The sequence below is a fragment of the Paenibacillus sp. EZ-K15 genome (assembly GCF_002573715.1).
GTDB lineage: Bacteria > Bacillota > Bacilli > Paenibacillales > Paenibacillaceae > Paenibacillus_AQ.
The window spans coordinates 91,307-111,796 of record NZ_PDHM01000005.1; the positions used below are offsets into that span (position 1 = coordinate 91,307).

At 49.8% G+C, this 20,490-nt stretch carries 18 protein-coding genes; 15 read left to right on the forward strand and 3 right to left on the reverse strand.

Annotated features, from left to right (window positions below; genetic code table 11):
* Positions 1 to 2: 2 nt before the first annotated feature.
* Both CRG97_RS02685 and CRG97_RS02690 read left to right on the forward strand, forming a co-directional pair.
* Positions 3 to 2,075, forward strand: a complete 2,073-nt coding sequence (locus CRG97_RS02685) for an amylo-alpha-1,6-glucosidase (protein WP_098741641.1) — start codon at positions 3 to 5, stop codon at positions 2,073 to 2,075.
* Between the two features lie 150 nt (positions 2,076 to 2,225).
* A complete protein-coding gene (locus tag CRG97_RS02690; protein ID WP_098741642.1) occupies positions 2,226 to 2,696 on the forward strand; it encodes a DinB family protein in 471 nt (156 codons plus the stop codon).
* Positions 2,697 to 2,837: 141 nt separating this feature from the next.
* Here the strand turns inward: CRG97_RS02690 and CRG97_RS02695 are convergent, their stop codons facing one another.
* Entirely contained in the window at positions 2,838 to 4,535 is a 1,698-nt protein-coding gene (locus CRG97_RS02695; protein WP_098741643.1) for an NPCBM/NEW2 domain-containing protein, read from the reverse strand.
* A gap of 21 nt (positions 4,536 to 4,556) precedes the next feature.
* Positions 4,557 to 5,612, reverse strand: a complete 1,056-nt coding sequence (locus CRG97_RS02700) for a LacI family DNA-binding transcriptional regulator (protein WP_076322390.1) — start codon at positions 5,610 to 5,612, stop codon at positions 4,557 to 4,559.
* A gap of 575 nt (positions 5,613 to 6,187) precedes the next feature.
* On the opposite strand from CRG97_RS02700, the gene CRG97_RS02705 reads away from it, so the two are divergent.
* From CRG97_RS02705 to CRG97_RS02750, 11 genes are all read left to right on the forward strand, one after another.
* The gene (locus CRG97_RS02705) at positions 6,188 to 6,742 is read left to right on the forward strand and encodes a glycerol-3-phosphate responsive antiterminator (RefSeq protein WP_076322389.1); all 555 of its coding nucleotides are present in this window, start codon (positions 6,188 to 6,190) and stop codon (positions 6,740 to 6,742) included.
* Between the two features lie 297 nt (positions 6,743 to 7,039).
* Complete coding sequence (locus CRG97_RS02710) at positions 7,040 to 8,377, forward strand: ABC transporter substrate-binding protein (protein WP_098741644.1); 1,338 nt, start codon at positions 7,040 to 7,042, stop codon at positions 8,375 to 8,377.
* Positions 8,377 to 9,333 carry a carbohydrate ABC transporter permease gene (locus CRG97_RS02715; protein ID WP_481856174.1) on the forward strand — a complete coding sequence of 319 codons (957 nt, stop codon included), beginning with the start codon at positions 8,377 to 8,379 and terminating at the stop codon, positions 9,331 to 9,333. The genes CRG97_RS02710 and CRG97_RS02715 overlap by 1 nt, the downstream gene beginning before the upstream one ends.
* Complete coding sequence (locus CRG97_RS02720; RefSeq protein WP_098741646.1) at positions 9,323 to 10,183, forward strand: carbohydrate ABC transporter permease; 861 nt, start codon at positions 9,323 to 9,325, stop codon at positions 10,181 to 10,183. Before CRG97_RS02715 ends, CRG97_RS02720 begins: the two co-directional genes overlap by 11 nt.
* A 248-nt stretch (positions 10,184 to 10,431) precedes the next feature.
* Positions 10,432 to 11,151: a glycerophosphodiester phosphodiesterase gene (locus tag CRG97_RS02725; protein WP_098741647.1), complete on the forward strand. Its 720-nt coding sequence runs from the start codon at positions 10,432 to 10,434 to the stop codon at positions 11,149 to 11,151.
* A 277-nt stretch (positions 11,152 to 11,428) separates the two neighbouring features.
* Positions 11,429 to 12,877 (forward strand): MDR family MFS transporter, encoded by a 1,449-nt coding sequence (locus CRG97_RS02730; RefSeq protein ID WP_372238799.1) that lies wholly within the window; start codon positions 11,429 to 11,431, stop codon positions 12,875 to 12,877.
* A gap of 37 nt (positions 12,878 to 12,914) precedes the next feature.
* Entirely contained in the window at positions 12,915 to 13,181 is a 267-nt protein-coding gene (locus CRG97_RS33475; protein ID WP_237566266.1) for a TetR/AcrR family transcriptional regulator, read from the forward strand.
* A complete protein-coding gene (locus tag CRG97_RS33480; RefSeq protein WP_237566267.1) occupies positions 13,157 to 13,504 on the forward strand; it encodes a hypothetical protein in 348 nt (115 codons plus the stop codon). The genes CRG97_RS33475 and CRG97_RS33480 overlap by 25 nt, the downstream gene beginning before the upstream one ends.
* A gap of 164 nt (positions 13,505 to 13,668) precedes the next feature.
* Positions 13,669 to 14,700, forward strand: coding sequence for a copper amine oxidase N-terminal domain-containing protein (locus tag CRG97_RS02740; protein WP_098741648.1), 1,032 nt, complete (start codon positions 13,669 to 13,671; stop codon positions 14,698 to 14,700).
* 351 nt (positions 14,701 to 15,051) lie between these two features.
* On the forward strand, positions 15,052 to 16,374 hold the full coding sequence (locus tag CRG97_RS02745) for an MFS transporter (protein ID WP_098741649.1): 1,323 nt from the start codon (positions 15,052 to 15,054) through the stop codon (positions 16,372 to 16,374).
* A complete protein-coding gene (locus CRG97_RS02750; RefSeq protein ID WP_098741801.1) occupies positions 16,346 to 17,263 on the forward strand; it encodes a polysaccharide deacetylase family protein in 918 nt (305 codons plus the stop codon). The genes CRG97_RS02745 and CRG97_RS02750 overlap by 29 nt, the downstream gene beginning before the upstream one ends.
* A 126-nt stretch (positions 17,264 to 17,389) precedes the next feature.
* Here the strand turns inward: CRG97_RS02750 and CRG97_RS02755 are convergent, their stop codons facing one another.
* Positions 17,390 to 18,097: a hypothetical protein gene (locus CRG97_RS02755; protein WP_098741650.1), complete on the reverse strand. Its 708-nt coding sequence runs from the start codon at positions 18,095 to 18,097 to the stop codon at positions 17,390 to 17,392.
* Positions 18,098 to 18,257: 160 nt separating this feature from the next.
* Here CRG97_RS02755 and CRG97_RS02760 point away from each other — a divergent pair, with 160 nt between their 5' ends.
* Together CRG97_RS02760 and CRG97_RS02765 are read left to right on the forward strand one after the other, a co-directional pair.
* Positions 18,258 to 18,977 carry a response regulator transcription factor gene (locus CRG97_RS02760; protein ID WP_098741651.1) on the forward strand — a complete coding sequence of 240 codons (720 nt, stop codon included), beginning with the start codon at positions 18,258 to 18,260 and terminating at the stop codon, positions 18,975 to 18,977.
* The gene (locus CRG97_RS02765; protein ID WP_098741652.1) at positions 18,974 to 20,338 is read left to right on the forward strand and encodes a sensor histidine kinase; all 1,365 of its coding nucleotides are present in this window, start codon (positions 18,974 to 18,976) and stop codon (positions 20,336 to 20,338) included. The genes CRG97_RS02760 and CRG97_RS02765 overlap by 4 nt, the downstream gene beginning before the upstream one ends.
* The last annotated feature ends 152 nt before the right edge of the window (positions 20,339 to 20,490 follow it).

Sequence of the window (20,490 nt, forward strand, 5' to 3'; positions counted from 1 at the left end):
GCATGGACTACCGCGTAATTAAAGAAGGAGACGTATTTTTTCTGACCGGGCTTAATGGAGATATCGTCCTCGGGGATGATCAAGGCCATGGGTTGTATACGAAGGATACGCGTTTCCTGAGCCGCATGGAGCTGTTCATCGACGGCGAGAAGCCTTCGCTCTTGTCCTCTACGGGCGACAAGAGTTATGTGGCAACCTTCCGCCTGATGAAGGATACTAAGGATGTAGGGGCGATCGAAATCCTTCGGGAGCGTTTCATCTATAATGGCATCCTGTACGAGCGCTGCACCTTGACTAATTATTTTGTGACGGATTCGAATATCGAGTTCACGGTTTCCTTTGATGCCGATTTTCAGGATATGTTCCTGGTGCGTAAATATCGTACCGGGGAAGTTGGCAAGATGGAGGGTATACGGACAGGCGATCAAGATATGACGCTGGCCTATGTCGGCGCCGACAACCTGAGAAGGCAGACACGCATTACTTGGGATGCGGATGGCGGACAAGCGGATGAATCCGGGAATGTTTCGTTCCCTTTGTCCCTGAAAGCCAAAGAGCAGAAGGTTATTACGTTCTTTGTTTCGCCGATGACGGAGCAGCATTTCGCAGCGGAGCCGTTGACCTACGAAGAGGGGCTGAAGAAGCTCGAAGCCTCCTATGAAGCTTGGTACGCGAACAGCTCGCAGGTCCAGTCGGATTCCGCGCTGTTCTGCGGCTTGTACCAGAGAGGACTGCAGGATCTGCGCATGCTGACGACCGATGTAGGCTTCGGCGATACAACGGTCGCGGGGCTGCCGTGGTTCGCGGTTCCATTCGGCAGAGACAGCTTGATCACGGCCCTGTTCATGCTTCCGGTGAATCCGCTCCATGCCAAGGGGACCCTGAGAACGCTCGCAGCTTATCAAGGAGAGAAGAACGATCCTTGGCGGGATGAGCAGCCGGGCAAAATCATGCATGAGATTCGCTATGGAGAGCTGGTTACGACGAATCAATCCCCGTTCTCGCCGTACTACGGCACCATCGATTCCACGCCGCTGTTTCTGGCGCTGATCGGCGAGTATTACCGCTGGACGGGCGATCTTTCCTTGGCGGAGGAGCTTAAGCCAAACATGCTGCGGGCATTGGATTACATCGATGCCGCACTTGAAGCTGGCTCCGGCTTCATGGCCTACAAGCAGGAAGCCGAGAAGGGCTTCCCGAATCAGGGCTGGAAGGACTCCGCCAACTCGATCATCCATGAGAATGGGGAATACGCGGAATCCCCGATTGCATTGTCGGAGGTTCAGGGGTATGTGTATCAAGCGAAGAAATCGCTGGCACCCGTCTTCGCGGAGCTGGGCGAGCTTGAATTGTCTCGCAAGCTGGAGATGGAAGCCGAGGAGCTTCGCGTCCGTTTCGAAGCGGCCTTCTGGATGGAGGATGAGCAGTGTTATGCCATCGCTTTGGATAAGGACCTGCGTCAGGTCCGAAGCGTCTCCTCGAACCCGGGGCATCTGCTCATGAGCGGACTGCCGGAAGAGAGCAGGGCGAAAGCCCAGTCCGAGCGGATGCTCCGAAACGATATGTTTAACGGATACGGCATCCGTACGATGAGCACAGACTCCACCGGATATTATCCGGTGAGCTATCACAATGGCAGCGTATGGCCGCATGACAATGCCATGATCCTACTGGGTCTCGGCAAGCAAGGATTCAAAGCTGAGGCAGGCAAGGTGATCTCCGGCCTGCTGCAGGCTTCCGCACATTTTGAATACCAGCGTCTGCCGGAGCTGTTCTGCGGACATGATGCGAAGCTGGGCCATCCGGTTCCGTACCCGACTACCTGCTCGCCGCAGGCATGGGCGGCCGGAACCTCGATCGTCTTCCTGCAGGCGATGCTCGGATTGTATCCGAATGCGGTGACCAAGGAAATCGCATTGTCCCCGTTCCTTCCGGAAGGGATGAATGAACTGAAGGTTGAGCAGATTGCAATCGGAAGCGGGCACCTGTCGGTTAGCGTCGTGCGCGGGGCTGACGGCAGCACGTTTCATGTGGAAGTGCTTAAGAATACAACTGGATTTCATCTCGTTGGCTGATCGGTCATAAGATATATAGCGGAACAACCTGCCTCTTAGCATTTAAGGGGCGGTTGTTTTTTTGTTGAAATATTAAGAACGTATGTTCTATAATAATGAAGCGAGTTCGAACAACATATTAGTGTATACATATTGGATTGGAGAGAACATATGAATTCCTATTGCACATATGCATTGCATCAAATCGAGGTTGCTGTCATTTCTATTGTTGCGATTATCGACAGGCTGGATGAAGCGGACCTGCTCGTTAAGCCGACGGAGGGCAAACATTCCGTTGGAGAGCTGCTCAAGCATATCGCAGTGATCTGCCGGGCTGATTTTTACATATCGGGCGGCGCCACGCAAGAGGAGATGGACGCTTATTACGAGGGTGTGTCGTTAAATAACCTGAAAGATTTACAGGCTGAATTATTAAGCAGCTATTCTTATCTGGAGCAGGCATTTAGAGAGATGACGGAAGAAGAACTCCATCAAGAGATGACTTCCTACTGGGGCGTCACCTATTCGAGATATGAATGGCTGCTCGAAATCGTGGCGCATGTGTATCACCATAGAGGACAGCTGCATGCGATGCTGGTTCACTGTAACGGGAAGGATCCGAAGGTACCGTTATTCGAATAGCCTTTGCCCGCAGAAGAACTAAAGGAGGGGCCACGCAACGAAACATGTGGGATTCGTATGTAATTCAAGGTATGCAAAAGGCACCCCAAATCCGGAAATGACCGGAAATGGGGTGCCTTTTAACCCTTTTTATTAGCCTTTCTAGCTGTTTACATCGGATCTGGCAATATGGGCATTTGCCCAATCCGCATGGTCGTAGCCAGTGCCGTCTCCGCCATCAATGACGACCAGTTTCAGTACGTGTGCGCCGGAGATATCAGCATGAACTTTTTTGGCGGAATCAGATCCGGTAACAAGCCCGCTGTCATATACCTTCTCGCCGTCCGCCCAAATTTGAAAGACGACCGATCCTCTATTTCCCACTTCATCATCGATTCCGATATCTGCGGTAAATGTCGAGAAGTTGCCGCCTATATAATAAGCAATCTCAGCATTCGCATGCACACCTAAGCCTTTCGTATATTCTACGCCGCCAATAGTTATGGTTTTTCCGTCGTCTTTTGCTTTTTCACCGTTGCTTTGATCCCGTTCTACGGGCCCCCAATGATTTGCGGAATGAATCCATTCCACATCACTTACATAAGAATCGGCAGCTGGGAGCCGTTCTGGTATCCAGACTATAGAGTCGGCACTCCATTCTGTTTGCTTATTATTTTCTCCATATTTAAATGAGACGGCTGCATCTAATTTTGCGAATCCAGGCTCAACAGTATCAGGGGGCGTCACACGCCAATCTGTTTCAATCGAACTTCCAGGCGAAAGATGGGTGACCAGAGGATCGGTTACTGCCTCTACACTCCAACCATCAGGGGCCGTTAAGTCCAATTGGATATCCTTGACTGTGTTTTGTCCATAATTTGTAAATTTCGTGGTTAATAGGGCGGTTTCACCCGGAATAACGTAGTTATTACGATAAGAAAATGTGGTTGCCGATTGGACATCAATCGTGTAATGCGCTTCGGGAATCCATTGCTTACGGTAAAAGTCACGTCCTTGGACTACGACCCTGTCATCGTAAATTTGCACATACAATCCTTGGCTTTCGTCCCAGTTTACTGTCGGTGCGAAGGTTGTATAATAGACAGAGGCTGTATTGATGCTCGTAAATTCATTCTGTGTTAGGTTAATATTTGGAAGTCGCATATCCCGATGGGTATGGCCAGAGAATAAAATAACTTGCGGATACTTCGAGAAGAGATCGGTTAGACGCTTTTCTGCTGCTTCATATACGGCGGAAAGGGGCTGATGAAGAAAAACAAACATAGGCTTCTCGCTCTTGCTGCGTTTCTCCAAAGTATCTTCCAGCCAATTCAACTGCTCGTCGCTCAGATAGGCATCGTCTTTGGCGGGAGAATCGACAGGCCCCCAGCTTTCAGAGCCAAGGAATATAAAAGGATAGCCGTTCACCATTTTCTCGTAATACACATGCTCCTCTTCGATAAAGTCTGCGAACCGACTGGTGTTCACTTCATTTCCAGCTCCATTAAAAAACTCATGATTCCCAATGGTCATATACAGATTCATCGGTTTAGGCGATTGATCAAGAAGCTCGCGAGCCTTTGCATATTCTTCGGGAAAACCGTTATTCGTTATATCTCCGTTGATGACCATAGCATCTGCCAGCGGGTCAATGGAATGCAGGTCGTGAAGCGCTTTCGAAAGCTTGTTATGAGAGAACGATGTATCCCTAATATGCAGGTCACTGATCACTTGAAAGGTTGCTTTTGGTTTTTTTTCATTTGCATTTATGTCCCCTTGGGCTGATTGCGCGTGCACTGGAGCACCTAAGGGGATAAGCATACAAGCGGCTAAACCGAGACAAGCCATTACTTTTTTCATTATTATACCCTCCTCAAACGTTCATATAGTTTTCACTTCGCTTTTCTCGGTACAGCTACTGCGGACCATTAGTTTTGTCGGCAAATAGCTGATCAATGGCAAAGGTATCCCCCCTTCCATGCGCTGAAGCAGTAATTTGACTGCGATTCTCCCCATTTCCTCCTTGTGGACCTGTACCGTTGTTAACGGAGGGTTAATGAATTCTGACATTTCGACATTATCAAAAGAAACAACAGATATATCATTTGGAATCGATAGCCCATATTCACCAATTGCCTTGTACGCCCCAAATGCCATTTTGTCGCTAGCTGTAAATACGGCCGAGGGCGGACTCTGCGTGTTTAAAATTTTTTTCATGGCTTCATAACTCTTGGTCAGATCAAAGCAGCCGTCTTGAACCCACTCCGGAATAATGTCAAGATGGTTAAACTCCATCGCTTCTTTATAACCATAGAAACGTTCTTCTTGATCAATCGGCATTCCAACTTGAGAGCTTCCGCCAATATAAGCAATTTTGCGATGACCAAGATCTACCAAATATTGAACTGCTTGCATTGCCGCATTACGAAAATCCACCGTAACATAATCAATGTCCAGCTTAGGTATTCCGCCCACCGATATGACAAATGGAACCCGCTTATTAAGCTCATTTATAAAATCATGCTTAAGCGGTCCGATACAAATAACTCCTAAGTCACTCTCGTTCATATCCCCGAATAAATTGAAATTGAAAATATCTTGCACCTCAAATGTAAAGTCCAATATACATTCTTGATCAAGCAATTCACTTTCGATCCCGTAAATGATCTCTGAAAAATACGGATCTTGGTATTTAGCTTTTACATCATATAAAGCGAGTCCCACTCTCTTTGGAACTTTTTTATTCACTGAAAAATTTTCATTTTTTTGCAGTGAATTGTTAAACTTATGGTAACCCAGGTCCTTGGCAACTTGAATAATGCGCAGACGCGTTTGGTCGTTTACAAGTGCTGTTGAGTTTGCGTTGTTTAAAGCCCTCGATACAGAAGAAATAGATACATTTGCATGGTCGGCAATGTCTTTTAAAGTTATTTTCATTTCGGCATAACACCTGTCTATTGAAATTTAGGAAAGCGCTTACCTTTCCCTTTGTCGCAATCTTATTCTACATTGGAAAATTATTCAACAACTTTTTGCGCAATTTTTCATTTTTTTGCTGCAAATGACCCTGGGAACCTTGGGAGTTCCCTCCGCTCCGGGAATGTATCGAGTAAGACGGTGTTAGCACGGTCTTTAAGGTGATGCAGTATCATGCATTCGTCGTTCGCGCCATGATATTTGTTACATTGAGTTGATATTCTTTCAAATTCGACAAAATAATACAAATTTCGCTATAGACTATGGCTAAATCATTCCTCTATGATAGATATTAAATAGCTTGGCAAGCCATTCTGAAAGCGCTATCCTCTTCGCTGAACCGAATGATCCTAAGTCTAGGGGGAATCCACCAAACCAGGATATAGCAGAATCTGTTGTTAACTAAATAGTAAGCGTATACATGATATATCGAAGCCTTGGCGAGTGCCGTTAACACAGATTTTACATATCGTTAATACTGTCATGATCTTATGTCTTTATCATAAGAGTGTTCGGTAAAAGGGGGACACGCACTTATGGCAGATCAAAGGACACGGCGTCTTCCCGTAATCGCTTCGATTACCAAGCTGGAACAGATCGATGCAGCTGTGAACAGCACGGTGGAGCGTGTGAACCTGATGACAGGCGATATCATAAAACTCAGGGATATCGTTAATCGACTTCACTCCTCAGGCAAAAAAGTGTTTGTTCATCTGGAGATGGTAAGCGGCATTGGCCGGGATAATTCGGCTGTGCAGTATTTGGCGGATTCGTACAAGATCGACGGGATTATTACGACGAAGACGAATACGGTATTGGCTTCGCGCCAAGCGGGCATTAGCTCGATACAGCGAGTGTTTGCCATTGATACGACAGCTTTAAGAACCGCAGTGAAAATGATCGGACAAGCCCGTCCGGATGAGGTGGAATTAATGCCGGGACTCATACCCCGCGTGATCCGCGACCTGAAGAAGGAAATTCACTGTCCGCTTATTGTGGGAGGTTTTTTACGAAGCGAGGAAGAAATCGATGAGGCGCTGGCAAATGGTGCAGACCTCGTATCTACAGGAGATACGCGTTTTTGGACGTAAGGTTCCCTGTACGGTTGATGGATTAACTATAATTACATATTTGCTAGGGGTGGAGACGATGAGATAACCCGAGTAGCAGCTACTTTAGCTTTTATAGGAGGTGGTGGCTCTTAGGTTGCGCTCTTTTGACGTCTCTATTTTTGTGCGCTTTTTAAGGGGTAGACGGGTTGATTGGATGGGGGAATCCCCCCCATTTTAGGATCCACGTGCCGTTGAACCGGCTATTTGATGAAGTGGATAGACAGCAGTGATGAAGATGAATGATGAATAGATTCGAGAGGGGACAACAGATCATCTATGAAAAAGAAATCATGGTTGTTAATGTTATTGACCATATTTATGGTTATTACCACGGCTTGCGGAGGCGGCGGTGGAAGTGAAAGTGCCGGAGGAGAGGTTTCGCTCGACGATGTGGAAGCTGCTTCGATGGATATGAAGAATGATACAACACCTGTCAAAATCCAGTACTGGCATGCCCATGCGGATGCTCAACTGGAAGGCTTGAACTACATGATTGCAGAGTTCCAGAAGAAGTACCCACATATTACGGTAGAGCCGGTGTTCCAAGGCGGCTATCCTGATCTTCACAAAAAACTATCGGCTGCAGTAGCAGCGAACGATGTGCCAGCCGTTACTAATGTTGAGGTATCTTCACTCGCTAACTTTGCGGACAGCGGCGTTTTTGCTGATCTGGGTCCGTGGATTAAGCGGGACGAAGTGAAGATGGATGATTTCGCTCAAGGTATGCTGAACGCTTATGCATACAACGGGAAACAATTCGGATTCCCACTGATCGTCAGCACCAGCGTATTCGTCTACAACAAAACGATGCTGGACGAGCTGGGTGTAGAGCCTCCTGCGAAATGGGATGAGATCGAGGATTTCAATGCGAAGGTAACGAAAAAGGAAGGCAACAAAACGACGCGTTATGCTTTCTCCGTTCCAGGATGGGACACATGGTACTATGACCCATGGAACATTAACGGTGGCGGACAAATTCTGACGGAGGACCTGAGTGCCTCGGCCGTCGAGAATGAGGATTCTCTCCGTTACCTCCAGAATTTCTACAAGTGGCAAAATGACGGCAGCATGCATATGGGCTTCGGTAAAGGGGCCTCCGATAATATGCGTCAAATGTTCCTGAACGGTGAAATCGCGATGGTACAGCATACTTCCGCGATGCTGAAAATGTACCGCGAGAATGCGAACTTCGAGGTTGGCGTATCCTTCATCCCTGGTGATAAAGTACGGACCTCCAACATCGGCGGCGCAGGGATCGTCATGATGGACGGTGCCGAGGATCTGGAGAAGGAAGCGGCTTGGAAATTCATCGAGTTCATGACTTCGGCGGAGCAAAACATTAAGTGGGCTGAATCCGTTGGATACCTGCCGACAAGAAAATCCGCCATTGAGTCTGAGGAAGGCGATCAATATTTCGAAAGATGGCCGCAATACAGAGCGGTATACGAGCACTTTGACGAAGTGACACCGCGCATGCAGCACCCGGCTTACCCTGAATTCAGCGAAGTTTACAAAGAAGTTGTAGGGGAAATGGTGCTGAACAAAAAAGATCCGACACCACTTATGCAGGATGCAGCCAAGAAGATCAACGATATTCTGGCTGACTATGAGTGATGCCTATGGAGACCAATAAACCAATGACAAAGGCGGCGTCCAATCGGGCGACCGCTTCGGTCTCTAAACGGATCTCCCATACGTTGATCGAGAAGTGGAAGGACTTTTCGTTCGCGCTCCCGGCGTTGTTATTCATGGGCGTGTTCCTGTATTATCCTCTGGGTTATTCCGTGTACATCAGCTTTACGAACTGGAATATGACGCGACCCCTGAAGAAGTTCGTGGGTGTCGATAACTATACGCGCTTGCTGTCAAACCCGGATTTCTATCACTCCTTGAAGGTCACGTTCTTGTACACCGTGATGGACGTAGTGTTCACGCTTGTCATCGGGCTGCTGCTGGCGCTGCTGCTCAACGTGTCATCCTCACGGTTGTTCGGTTTCATGCGCGGCGTTATCTTCATGCCGTATTATGTCTCGATGGTTGTCGCCGCCATGGTATTTACCTGGATTTACAACGGGCAATATGGGCTGCTGAATTCCATTGTTTCCTGGTTCGGCATGGAACCGGTCGAATGGCTGACCAACCCTTCGACGGCATTGCCGGCGCTGGTTGCCGTTTCGGTCTGGAAGGGCGTCGGTTTTGCGATGATCCTCTTTATCGCGGGCATGCGTGGGATTCCGGCCGAGTATTATGAGGCGGCTTCGATTGATGGAGCCAGCAAGTTACGGCAGTTCCGCAACATTACGCTGCCGCTCTTGTCGCCTATGACACTGTTTCTTGTCATCACGAGCTTTATCTCCTCCATGCAGGTGTTCCAGTCGATCGATGTTATGACGGACGGCGGTCCGCTCAAGGCAACAAACGCGATTGTGTACTGGATCTATACGATGGCCTTTGAAGAATTCAAAACAGGAAGAGCCTCGGCGCTTGTCATGATTCTGTTTGTAATCATATTGCTGTTAACATTGGTACAATGGGTGGTCAGCAGGAAGAAGGTGCACTATGAAGGATAATTATATGGCTGGATCCGCCAAATACCGAAAGACCATGATGGCACTCCGTATCATCGGAGCCGTGATCGTGACGCTCGTCATGTTCTTTCCGGTATATTGGCTGCTGATCAGCGCGCTCAAGACGCAGTCTGAGATGCGGATGGCCGTACCTACATTCTGGCCGGAAACCTTTGCCTGGCAGAACTTTGCCGAAGCCTTCCGGGTTATCCCATATGCACGATTTTTCGGCAATACGCTGCTTATGGCGGTCGGAACGATTATTCTGCAGCTAAACGTGGCGCTTATGGCGGCGTATGCATTTGCGAAGGGAAAGTTCTGGGGACGGGACGCTTTATTCTTGCTCGTTCTCGCCGCATTGATCGTGCCGGAGCAGGTTATTTTCGTTCCGGTATACGTCATGATGTCCAAGCTGGATTGGCTGAATACGTTCTGGGCGCTCATCGTGCCCCACGGGGCTTCCGCCTACGCGATATTCCTGCTCAGGCAGGCGTTCAAATCGATTAACAACGACGTGCTGGAAGCAGCGCGCGTGGATGGAGCCGGTCGTTTCTCCATACTGTACAAGCTGTTGTTCCCGATGGCGATGCCAACGATCGTTACCATGGGCGTGTTGATCTTCATCTCGTCTTGGAACTCGTATTTCTGGCCGCTGATCATGACTAATGACAACGACATGCGCGTGCTAACGGTAGGGATTGCGATGCTGAGGGATTCCATTGCCGGAAATGAAGCCATGTTCTTCAATGTTATTATGGCGTCCAGCGTTATGGCGATTATCCCGATCGTGCTGGTCTTTACGGTCATGCAGAGGCATATTGTGGCCGCGATGGCGAATTCGACGTTTAAATAACCGCATAACCGGATGATGTAGGTATTCTAGACGGTATGGATACGGTGGGTAAGCATACACCGTCATGCCGTCTCTCTGTTTTCTACCGAAGGTTATGATCTACTGCAGACAGCAGGGATCGGAAGGTTCATGGCGAACAGTCCTATAGAGCTTCAAATGGCATCCCGATTACGTAACTCAGTCCGTTAACGTACGGTATTGGCCGTGATCGAGGCCATCAATCGACTTAAGTTTGGAGGGAAAGGCACATGGAAGTACGGGGATTGGCTCATAGAGGGTATCCGCTGAAATACCCGGAGAACACGATGCTGGGCTTTCGGAAAGCGTTGGAGCTTGGCTTCTCGCACCTGGAGCTGGATGTCCAGCTGACGAAGGATGGCGTGCCCGTTGTGATCCATGATCCAACGGTTAACCGGACGACTAACGGAACAGGGGCAATCAATGCCTTCACGCTGGAGGAAATACGCAAGCTGGATGCAGGTTCAGGAGAAGTCATTCCCACGCTGGAGGAAGCTCTGCGCTTTGCCAAGGATCGGATGATCGTTGACATTGAGCTGAAGCAGATGGGGGATACCTACCCCGGCCTGGAACAGAAGGTCATTAACGTGATTAAGGATACGGGCATGGAGAAGCAGGTATTCCTCACCTCCTTCGATCATTATTCCATTGAACGAGCACGTTCACTGGATCCTGACATCGAGCTGGGCCTGGTGATATATGGAGCTACGCCATCGGTGTTCCCTTACCTGGAGGAGATCGGCGCTCGTTATGTGTCCGTCAAATACGTGTACGTGACCCCTTCATTTATGGAGGAAGCGCGCAAGCGGGGGGTACAGCTTATTGTTTGGACGCCAGATGATGAGGCTGTACTGGCATCTCTTGCCCAATACCCTGAGCTCTTGATCGTTACGAACAATCTGGAGGGCTGGGCCAGAGTATACAAGGAGAAGATTGCGCTGAACGCGTAACGGCTCACGGAGCCGACGTGCGTGAATACTAGAATCGAAGGATCTGTCCTAAGTTGCGGCGTAGGGCGGATCCTTTTTTTGTGAAGAACATAACTGCCCTTGTGTCTCCACAGCATGATTCGGCGGATTCGTACCATGGACGGCATCCATTTTTCTTTTATTGAAAATTCAATGAAAATTTTCAGTTGACCTGCGGACAATTGTCCGTTACAATAAAAAACGCATTACCGGACAATTGTCCGTGTATACAGAGATAAGGGAGGATAAGCTCTTGGATATGGGAGTGGGGCCAAGTTCGGCCAAGATTGATTTAAGCAAAATAAAGAGAGGGCCGATTGTTGCCGCACTGATTATTGGCGCGTTCGTTTCCATCTTGAATGAGACACTGCTGAACATCGCTTTCCCAAGCTTGATGGAGCAGTTTGGTATTGGAGAGTCTACGGTGCAGTGGCTTTCAACATCCTATATGCTGGTTGTCGGTATTCTGGTGCCAGTCACGGCGCTGCTGCAGCTGTGGTTCACGACAAGACAGATGTTTATAGGCGCCATGACGCTATTTCTTATAGGTACGATTATTTGCGGCTTTTCACCGGTATTTGGGGTGCTGCTGGTAGGGCGTATCCTGCAAGCGGTCGGAACGGGGCTTATGCTGCCGGTTCTGATGAACACGATACTTAGTATTTATCCGCCTCAGAATCGCGGAGCCGCTATGGGGATGATCGGTCTTGTCATCATGACTGCCCCGGCGATCGGACCGACGCTGTCCGGCTTGATCGTGGACGCGCTGAACTGGCGCTGGTTGTTCTATCTGGTCATTCCGCTTGCTGCGTTCTCCATTGCATTTGCAGCGGTTTTCCTGAAGAACGTATCGATACTGACCAAGCCGAAGGTCGATTATATCTCGATTATACTGTCTACTATCGGTTTTGGGGGTATCGTATATGGATTCAGCAGTGCCGGAGAAGGCACTTGGTCTGATCCGAAGGTAGTATGGTGCATTACGGCAGGGGCTATCAGCTTGCTGCTCTTCGTATGGCGCCAACTGAAGATGAAGGAACCGATGCTGGATCTGCGTACCTTCAAATTTCCGATGTTCTCGCTCGTGACCGTGCTGATGCTGGTGCTGATGATGAGCATGTTCTCCACCATGATCATGCTGCCATTGTTCCTGCAGAACGCACTGGGCTTAACTGCGCTTGCAGCAGGCTTGGTCATGATGCCGGGCGGTATCATCAACGGATTGATGGCGCCGATTACAGGAAAGCTATTCGATAAATTCGGACCGAGAGTTCTGATTATCCCAGGTCTTGCTCTCTTGAGCGTCGCCATCTTCCTGTTCTCGCGCATCGACTCTTCATGGACCGGTGGTTATGTCATCTTCCTTCATGTTATGATGATGATAGGGATTTCGATGGTTATGATGCCGGCCCAGACTACAGCCTTGAATCAGCTGCCGCGCTTGCTGTATCCGCATGGAACAGCCATCATGAATACACTGCAGCAGGTAGCAGGAGCCGTAGGTATGGCGCTCTTTATCAGCATCATGACAGCAGGTGCTAAAAATTACGTTGAAACAACCGGGGATCTCAATCCGGTAGAGAGCATGGTTGCCGGTCTTCATAATGCTTTTGTAATCGGACTCGTTCTTGCAATCATCGCTTTAGTACTGGGCTTATTTGTTAAACGTACAACTTCACCCGTTGAAGAAGAACAGTCTGCTGCATAAGGTTCCCGTGTGTTCAAATTAGAAAGGGATGCGTGCATTGCCGAAAGAGAATGACGAGTTGGGTCAAAAGATTTTGGATACGGCTCAGGCTTTATTTAATAAATACGGAGTCGAGGACGTCTCCATGCATCAAGTGGCAAAAACGGCCGGGATCGGGCAAGGCACCTTGTACCGCCGTTACCCCAGCAAGAGCAAGATTTGCTTCACGCTGATGGAAGCCAAGATCGATCGGTTATGGAGGGGCTGGACGTTTACCTTCAGAGCAGTGAGGGTGAACCGGTGGCTTATCGGCTGCGGACGGTGATGACAAAGGTCATTCTGCATTTCAATGAAGACTTGGAGTGGCTCAGGGTGATGCTGACCTCTGACCGGTTGGAGGAAACCAAGAACATTATGTGCGAGAACCCTCCCTTCACGTTTTTACGGTTTCAGATCAAGCGCCTGCTGGAGCGTGCGGCGGAGCAGGGAGTACTGATGCCGCTTGACCCTCAGTTCACCTCTGTGATGCTCGCATCTCTGCCGCGCGCGGATATCATTCTATACATGCGTGATATGGGATACAGCGCGGAGCAGATTGCGGAGGAATATTGCAGAAGCTTTGTTGACCCGCTATTTATCCATCGCTAAGTCAGATAAAGGCCGTTTCGGAAGACTTGATAAGTCTATCCCGGAACGGCCTTTCTGCGTACTATCTTCCACATTCGCTTATCATTTCATTGCAACATTTGGCAAATACGCCCGTCAGTATAGTAGTACATGATAATTTAAGGCACCTAGAAAGGATGATGAGCATGAACAAACAATGGAAGAAGCAAGCGGCGACATTGATGGTTGCGGCCATCGCTGTCTCTGGTGGCGCAGCGGCTTATGCAGCACCCCAGGCTGGAGGCAACCAGGAACAACAACCGGTCGTGATATCGGCTGTAATGGATTATGGAGTTCTGGTTAACGGTAAGGAAGTGGCCGGCGCCGCTTATATGAACGCCGATGCGAAGCAGGTCATGATCCCGCTGCGGAGCGTATCCGAGGCGCTCGGATTTGAACTGGACTGGAATCAACAGGACCGCTCTGCGGAGCTGACCAAACCGGGATCCCCGATCTGGACCCTCGTGCAAACGGGTAAGGACCAGTATACGGTTAACAAAATGTACAAGTCCCTCGGCGCTGCGCCGGTGAATGTGAAGGGCGCGCTTTATGTTCCGGCTAACTTCTTCAGCGAAGTGCTCCAGGCTAACGTATCGGTTGATGGAACGAAAGTAAACATCACGTCCGAAGAAGAGGTTAAGAAAGAAACCGTCGTGGGAACCATCACGGAAGTTATCAATCATGAGGATCGCAAAGCCGTTCACATGAACGGCACGGGTACCGAAGGGATCGTACTGAACGTGGATGAGAACACCGTCATCCGCGATGCGGAAGGCAAGAAGATCGAGCTTAAGGATCTTGCAAAAGACATGAAGATTGAAGCGGTTCACAGCATGGCGATGACCATGAGCCTGCCTCCTCAGACCTATGCATTTGAAATCAGAGTTAAGTCGGACAAGGAAGAGACGGACCAGCTCGCTACAGCTGGTGCCATCACGGATATCAATGCCGATGGCGGTAACCTACGTGTTACGATCAAGGGAAAAGGACTAACGGAACAATCGCCGAGCGAAGTGATCCTGAATCTGACACCCGAGACGGTTCTCGTGAATAAAGACGGTAAAACCTTGAAAGCTACCGAATTGACCGACGATGCGGAGATTATCGGTTACTACAGTCCGATGCTCACCAAGAGCCTGCCGCCGATCGGCAATGCGATCAAAATCGTTCTTCAATAAGGGATGCAAACAAGAAGCCTGGCGGATAACGCCAGGCTTCTTTACTCGTTAATGTACAGCGGGGAATTGGGATTTCCTTATCGCAGATGGTGATATTCAAAATATCTGCTCTAAGTGAAGAGCCCTGATCTTACTGGATGTCCCGCTCATAATCCAACTGCTTCTCACGGCTTTTGAGGGATTCCATGGCATTGACCCTTTCGGAAGATCATCTAATCTTATGGTCGCATAATGGCCTTTGTATGAGCTTTATTAGTGAGAACTCTTTACCCTCCGGCAGGAGCAGGTATATTCGTGCCATCCGCAGAATACTGTACAACAAAATCGTCCATGACGGATGGAGGGAAACGGATGAAGCGCAGTTGGGTGAATTCGCCGTATTCATTTTCGCTTGGCATGTTTGCCATGATGGTCCCAAGCCAGGCTTTCAGCTCCTTTTACATCTTTTTCTACGTGGATACATTGGGTCTAGGCATTGGGCTCGCATCCCTGGCACGAACCGTATTTCTGATCTGGGATGCGGTTAACAATCCGCTCATGGGGTATTGGTCTGATCGAACCAAGACCCGGCTGGGACGGCGCAGGCCGTGGGTGTTCGGCGCCATTCCGCTGTTCATGCTGACCTTCGTGCTGGTGTTCTCGCCGCCGGAAGGATTGTCTGAGAACGGACTGTTCGTGTGGTTCTTGGTTGCCCTTATCCTGTATGAAGCGGTAGCAACCGTACTATGGGTCAATTATGGAGCGCTGTTCCCCGAGCTGTTCCGCGGAGACCGCATCCGGGCAAAAGCCTCGGCCATCCAACAGGGCTACCAGGTCGTGGCACTATTGATCGGTACCGCGTTGACCCCGATTATTTATGACGCCATGGGGTTTTCGAATATGGCGATTCTGTACGCGCTGCTGTTCGGCGTGTTCATGTTCCTCTGCATGATGAGCGTCCAAGAGCAGGAGGTGTACACCGCAAGCGAGCCGCTCAAGCTTTTCCAAGCGTTCCGCGAAACCTTGCGCAATAAGAAGTTTTGGGTGTTTAACATCTCCAATTCATTTGCCCAGACGGTAAATGGACTGATAAGCTCGACGATCCCATTTTATGCAAAATACGTGCTCAGCATCCCTGACAATCAAGTATCCATTCTGCTGGCTGCCGTGTTTGTATCGGTCATTCCGCTAGTATTCGTCTGGTATTGGATGATCCGAAGAATGGATGGTGTGAGAGCATGGCGGTTGTCGCTCGGCGTGTATGGACTTTCGGTCATTCCGCTCTGGTTTGGTTACGATCTGATGAGCGGGATTCTGGCGGGCATTGGCGTTGGGTTCGGTCTGGCGGGATTTCTGGTAACGCCGGCCATGGTTAGCGGCAACATCATCGATGAGGATGCGGAACGGACGGGGCTGCGCAGAGAGGGCATCTATACGGCTGTCAGCGGCTTTATTACGCGTTCCAGCGGATTGATCTCTGCTTTGGCATTTTTTGTTGTAGGCATGATATTCGGGTATGAAAGCGGTGATAATCCGGGGAGCGATCCGGAATCGACCTTCAGGTATTTGATCAGTGTCGTTCCATTGTGCTTGCTGGCTATTTCCTTTCTGTTATCGTTTGCAACCAAAATCGAATTTTCAAAAACCATAGGAGGGGGACACGACCATGGAGCGAAGACTGATCATCAACTGTGACGATTTCGGGCAAAGCAAGGCCATGAATGAGGCGATCCGCCATCTGCTGGAGGAGAACAAAGTCTCCTCGGCAACCATCATGACCGTGGCTCCCGGCTTTGAAGAAGCGGCCTCCTGGGTGGCACGCCGACGTCAACCGAACGTGGGGCTGCATCTGACCTTGACGAGCGAATTCGAGGCTCTGCGATGGCGCAGCTTAACGGGGCACTCTTCCCTTCATGACGCTAGCGGTCATCAATACCGGACCGTTCCGGAGTTTGAACGGGGAGCAGTGACAGGTGCTGTGTTAAAAGAGCTGGAGGCACAGTACCGTCTGGCGAGCAAGGCCGGCATTCGCATCAGTCATGTGGATAATCATATGGGCAGCCTGTACGGGATGGAAACGGGGCGAAGCCTCATTCCGCAGATGCTGTGGAAGACTTCGCGTTGGCGCCTCCCCGCACGACTGTTCCGCTATATCTACCCGGAGGATCCGCTGCTCAGCTCGCTGCCGAATATCGAGCGTCCGGTTGCGCTCGCCTCAGGCCTTGCTGATACGTTTGGCGTGCCAATCCCGGATTATCTGCTCTCGCATCCGTTTCCTGTTGTCGAGGGAGAGACCTACGAGAGCTTCAAGCAATCGCTCATCGATAAGCTGTACAGACTCCCTGAAGGAGTCAGCGAAACCTATGTCCATCCCGGAGCGGAAGATGAATGGATGCTGGCGAATATTCCGAATTGGGAAAAGCGGGTATGGGAGTATCGGCTGCTGTTCGATGACGATTTTGCTTACGGACTACGGGATGCCAAAGTGATCCTGACGGATTACCGCTATGTGGAGGAGCACTTGAAGCGGCCCCGCGTGCGCTCGGCTGTTAAGCTGATGAAGGTTATGGCGAAAAAATCGTGAAAGAACCTGCAGCACGAACACCCCTTGCCGCGGCACCGGCAAGGGGTGTTTTGTTAAGTATGATCGGGCGTGCGCAGCGCGTTGTGAGTTACAACTGTATTTAACAGTACGTAACTGTATTTAACTTTATTTCGCTGCAGCTTCCAGCTTGGTGATCTGTTCCTTGTACTGGTCCAGCAGTTTCGCCAGCGCATCTTTAATGGCTGCAGAATCCTTGGAATCCACTGATTTGAAGAGATCTATTCTTGCATGAATGAAAGCCAGATCCTCATCGCTGATTTTCACTGCCTTAACACTCGCTTCATCAGCTTGAATCAAGCTGGATGGAACCTCAACGGAATCCGTTTTCACAGCTTCTCCTGTTTCAAATACTGTTACATCCTCAAGAGGCGTGACACTTTCTTTGATCATGGTTGTATTGAATTCCTTAATTTCTCCGCTGTCGATTAATTCCTGGATATCTTTAGCCGGCGTAGCCTTCACAGCGATTGAAAATTCGAGGGCACCCTTTACGTCATCAGGCTTCACGTCCCCATTAACCTCAACGGTGGTTGCTGCCTCCGAGAAAAAGAATGTTCCCTCAGCTCCGGCAAGCTTGCCGTATTTCTCCAGAGTCTCCTTCCAATCCTGAACCGTTTCCGGCGCGTATTTCTCTGCCAATTCCAGCGGATTTGGCAGAATGGAGATGGTTGCAGCAGATTTAAGAGGCGCGCTTTTACCTGTTTGACTTGGTGCGTCGCTTGGTGTGTCAGTACCTGAGGCATGGACTGGAAGGGCTGCTGTTCCAAGCAGGGCGGCGGTTAGGGCGAGTTTTCCAAATAATCTGTGTTTCATTGTGTAACACTCCTTATCGGGTTGGTTTGTCTTACAGTACCCAGTGTACGAGTCAGCATTGGCAGAACATTGGTGTATTTGTGGAAAAATAATGGCATTCCCCATTCGCCGCACGACGCTTGGTATACTGGGAGGAGATTAACTCGGAGGTACGATATATATGAACCAAAATTATCTCATCGCCGTGGTCGACGATGATCAGCATATACGGAATTTGGTGGAAGCTTATTTGCGCAAGGAAGGTTACCGGACCGTAGGGCTTGGAACAGCAGAGGAAGGCTGGGAGATGTGGAGAACGAATCCGCCGGATATGTGGGTGCTGGATATTATGCTGCCCGGCATGGACGGTTTCGAATTGTGCCGGCGGATACGTGCGGAAGCCGAGGTACCCATCATTATGATCTCTGCCAAGGATAGCGAAGTGGATAAAATACTGGGGCTTGAGCTGGGCAGCGATGACTATATGGTCAAACCGTTCAGCCCCCGTGAGCTGATTGCCCGAATCAAACGACAGCTAAACCGGTGGTATAAATTCAATCATGTAGAGAGTGTTCCGCGGCTTACGGCAGCCTCCCCGGAGCTAAGCAATGGGCGACTTCAGTTAATGCTGGAGGAGAGACGCGTGTTCTGGAACGGGGAAGAAGTAGATATGACCAACAAAGAATTCGAGATGCTGAAAGTGTTTGCCGAGCATCCGAACCGTGCATTTACAAGGGACGAATTGCTGACCTCCGTATGGGGGGACGACTATTTTGGAAGTGACCGGGCGGTTGACCATCTCATTAAACGGCTTCGAAAGAAAGTAGAGCATCTGCCGATCGAGGCCATATGGGGACATGGATACCGAATGAGAACGGATGGGGAGGAAACGTCGATATGAAGCTGGTGCATCAGATCAATCTTGCCTTTGCTTTATCACTCATACTTGTGCTGTCCGTGACGGCGGTCGTGATTCATTACGTGCTGCTGGACCATTTTATCGGTACGCAGAGAAAGGATATGCAGTCCATTGGCGCCGAACTTTCGGCAACGCTCGAGACGGCTGCTGCCCAGAGCATTCCGATCGATAGCACGCCGATCGCCGTCAGCGGCTATGCCGCTTCTCGGATTGCGGATGTGGAAGTCATTATTCAGGATGCTCAGGGAAATGTGGTGGCTCCAATGGCCGTTGCTCCTGCTTATCCGTATACGGAGATAGCTCGCTTCACGCAGGATGACCCGACATCCTTCCAATCCGCCATCAAGAATGATACGTATCTCACAGAGGTCACGGCTGTTCCCCAAGGAACGGTAACGCTGATTACGCCAGTCAGCAAAATCAAGGCTATTGAGCAGGCGCTGATGGGGCGTTTGATGCTCGTATTTGCTGTGGGGGGCGTAATTATGGTTATCTTAAGCTTGTTCATCACCAAGAGATTGATTAAGCCCCTCATGCTGCTGCGGGAGGAATTGAAGAAGGTGAAAGAGCGCCAGTTCTCCGAAGTTCAGCGGGTGTCGGCAAGCGGAGAGATCGGCATAGTGGCAGAGTCTGTGTACGAAATGGCGGGGGAATTGGAGCGGTACAATCATGTGCAGAAGCAATTCTTCCAGAACGCATCCCACGAACTGAAGTCGCCACTAATGTCCATCTCCGGGTATGCGGAGGGAATTCGGGACGGCATATTCGAAGGGGAGGATATCCGCAAAGGGCTGGATATCATTATGAGTGAGAGCAGCCGCATGAAAAATATCGTGACCGAGATGACGCTGCTCGCGAAGCTGGACAGCGAGGATGATATATTTAAAGCCACGGCGGTTAATTTGAAGGAGCTCGTGGAGGAAACGATTGAAAGAGTCAATCCGGTCTTGGTGAAAAAAGGACTGTTCGTGCATCCTTCCTATGGCGATAACGAATCATTAATGGTGTATGCCGACCGAGATAAGCTGCTGCAAGCGCTGCTGAACATCGTTTCGAATGGGGCGAGGCACGCGAGCAAGCATATATACATTCAAGCCGGTATCCAAAATGGCCGGGTATTGCTCACCGTTTCCGATGATGGCGAAGGCATATCCGAGGAACTGCTTCCGTACCTGTTTCACCGGTTTGTGAAGGGCAAGAACGGGGAGTCCGGCCTGGGTCTGGCCATTGCCCGCGCAATTGTGGAACGCTGCGGAGGTTTGATCACGGCGGGGAATCGCAAAGAGGGAGGCGCCGTCATCTCGTTAGGTTTTCCTCCGTATAGGAAGACAACCATGGTCTAGTTCATGTTTGCCCCAATCGGTGTCCATAGACGAAATCACCCTGGTTGGGTAAGAGGGACTTTTTCTGGGTATTTATACTTAAAGAAAGTCTCTTTTTTTGCGCATTCACACATATCATTCAATATTCACTAACAAAACGCGTAAGCTATAGA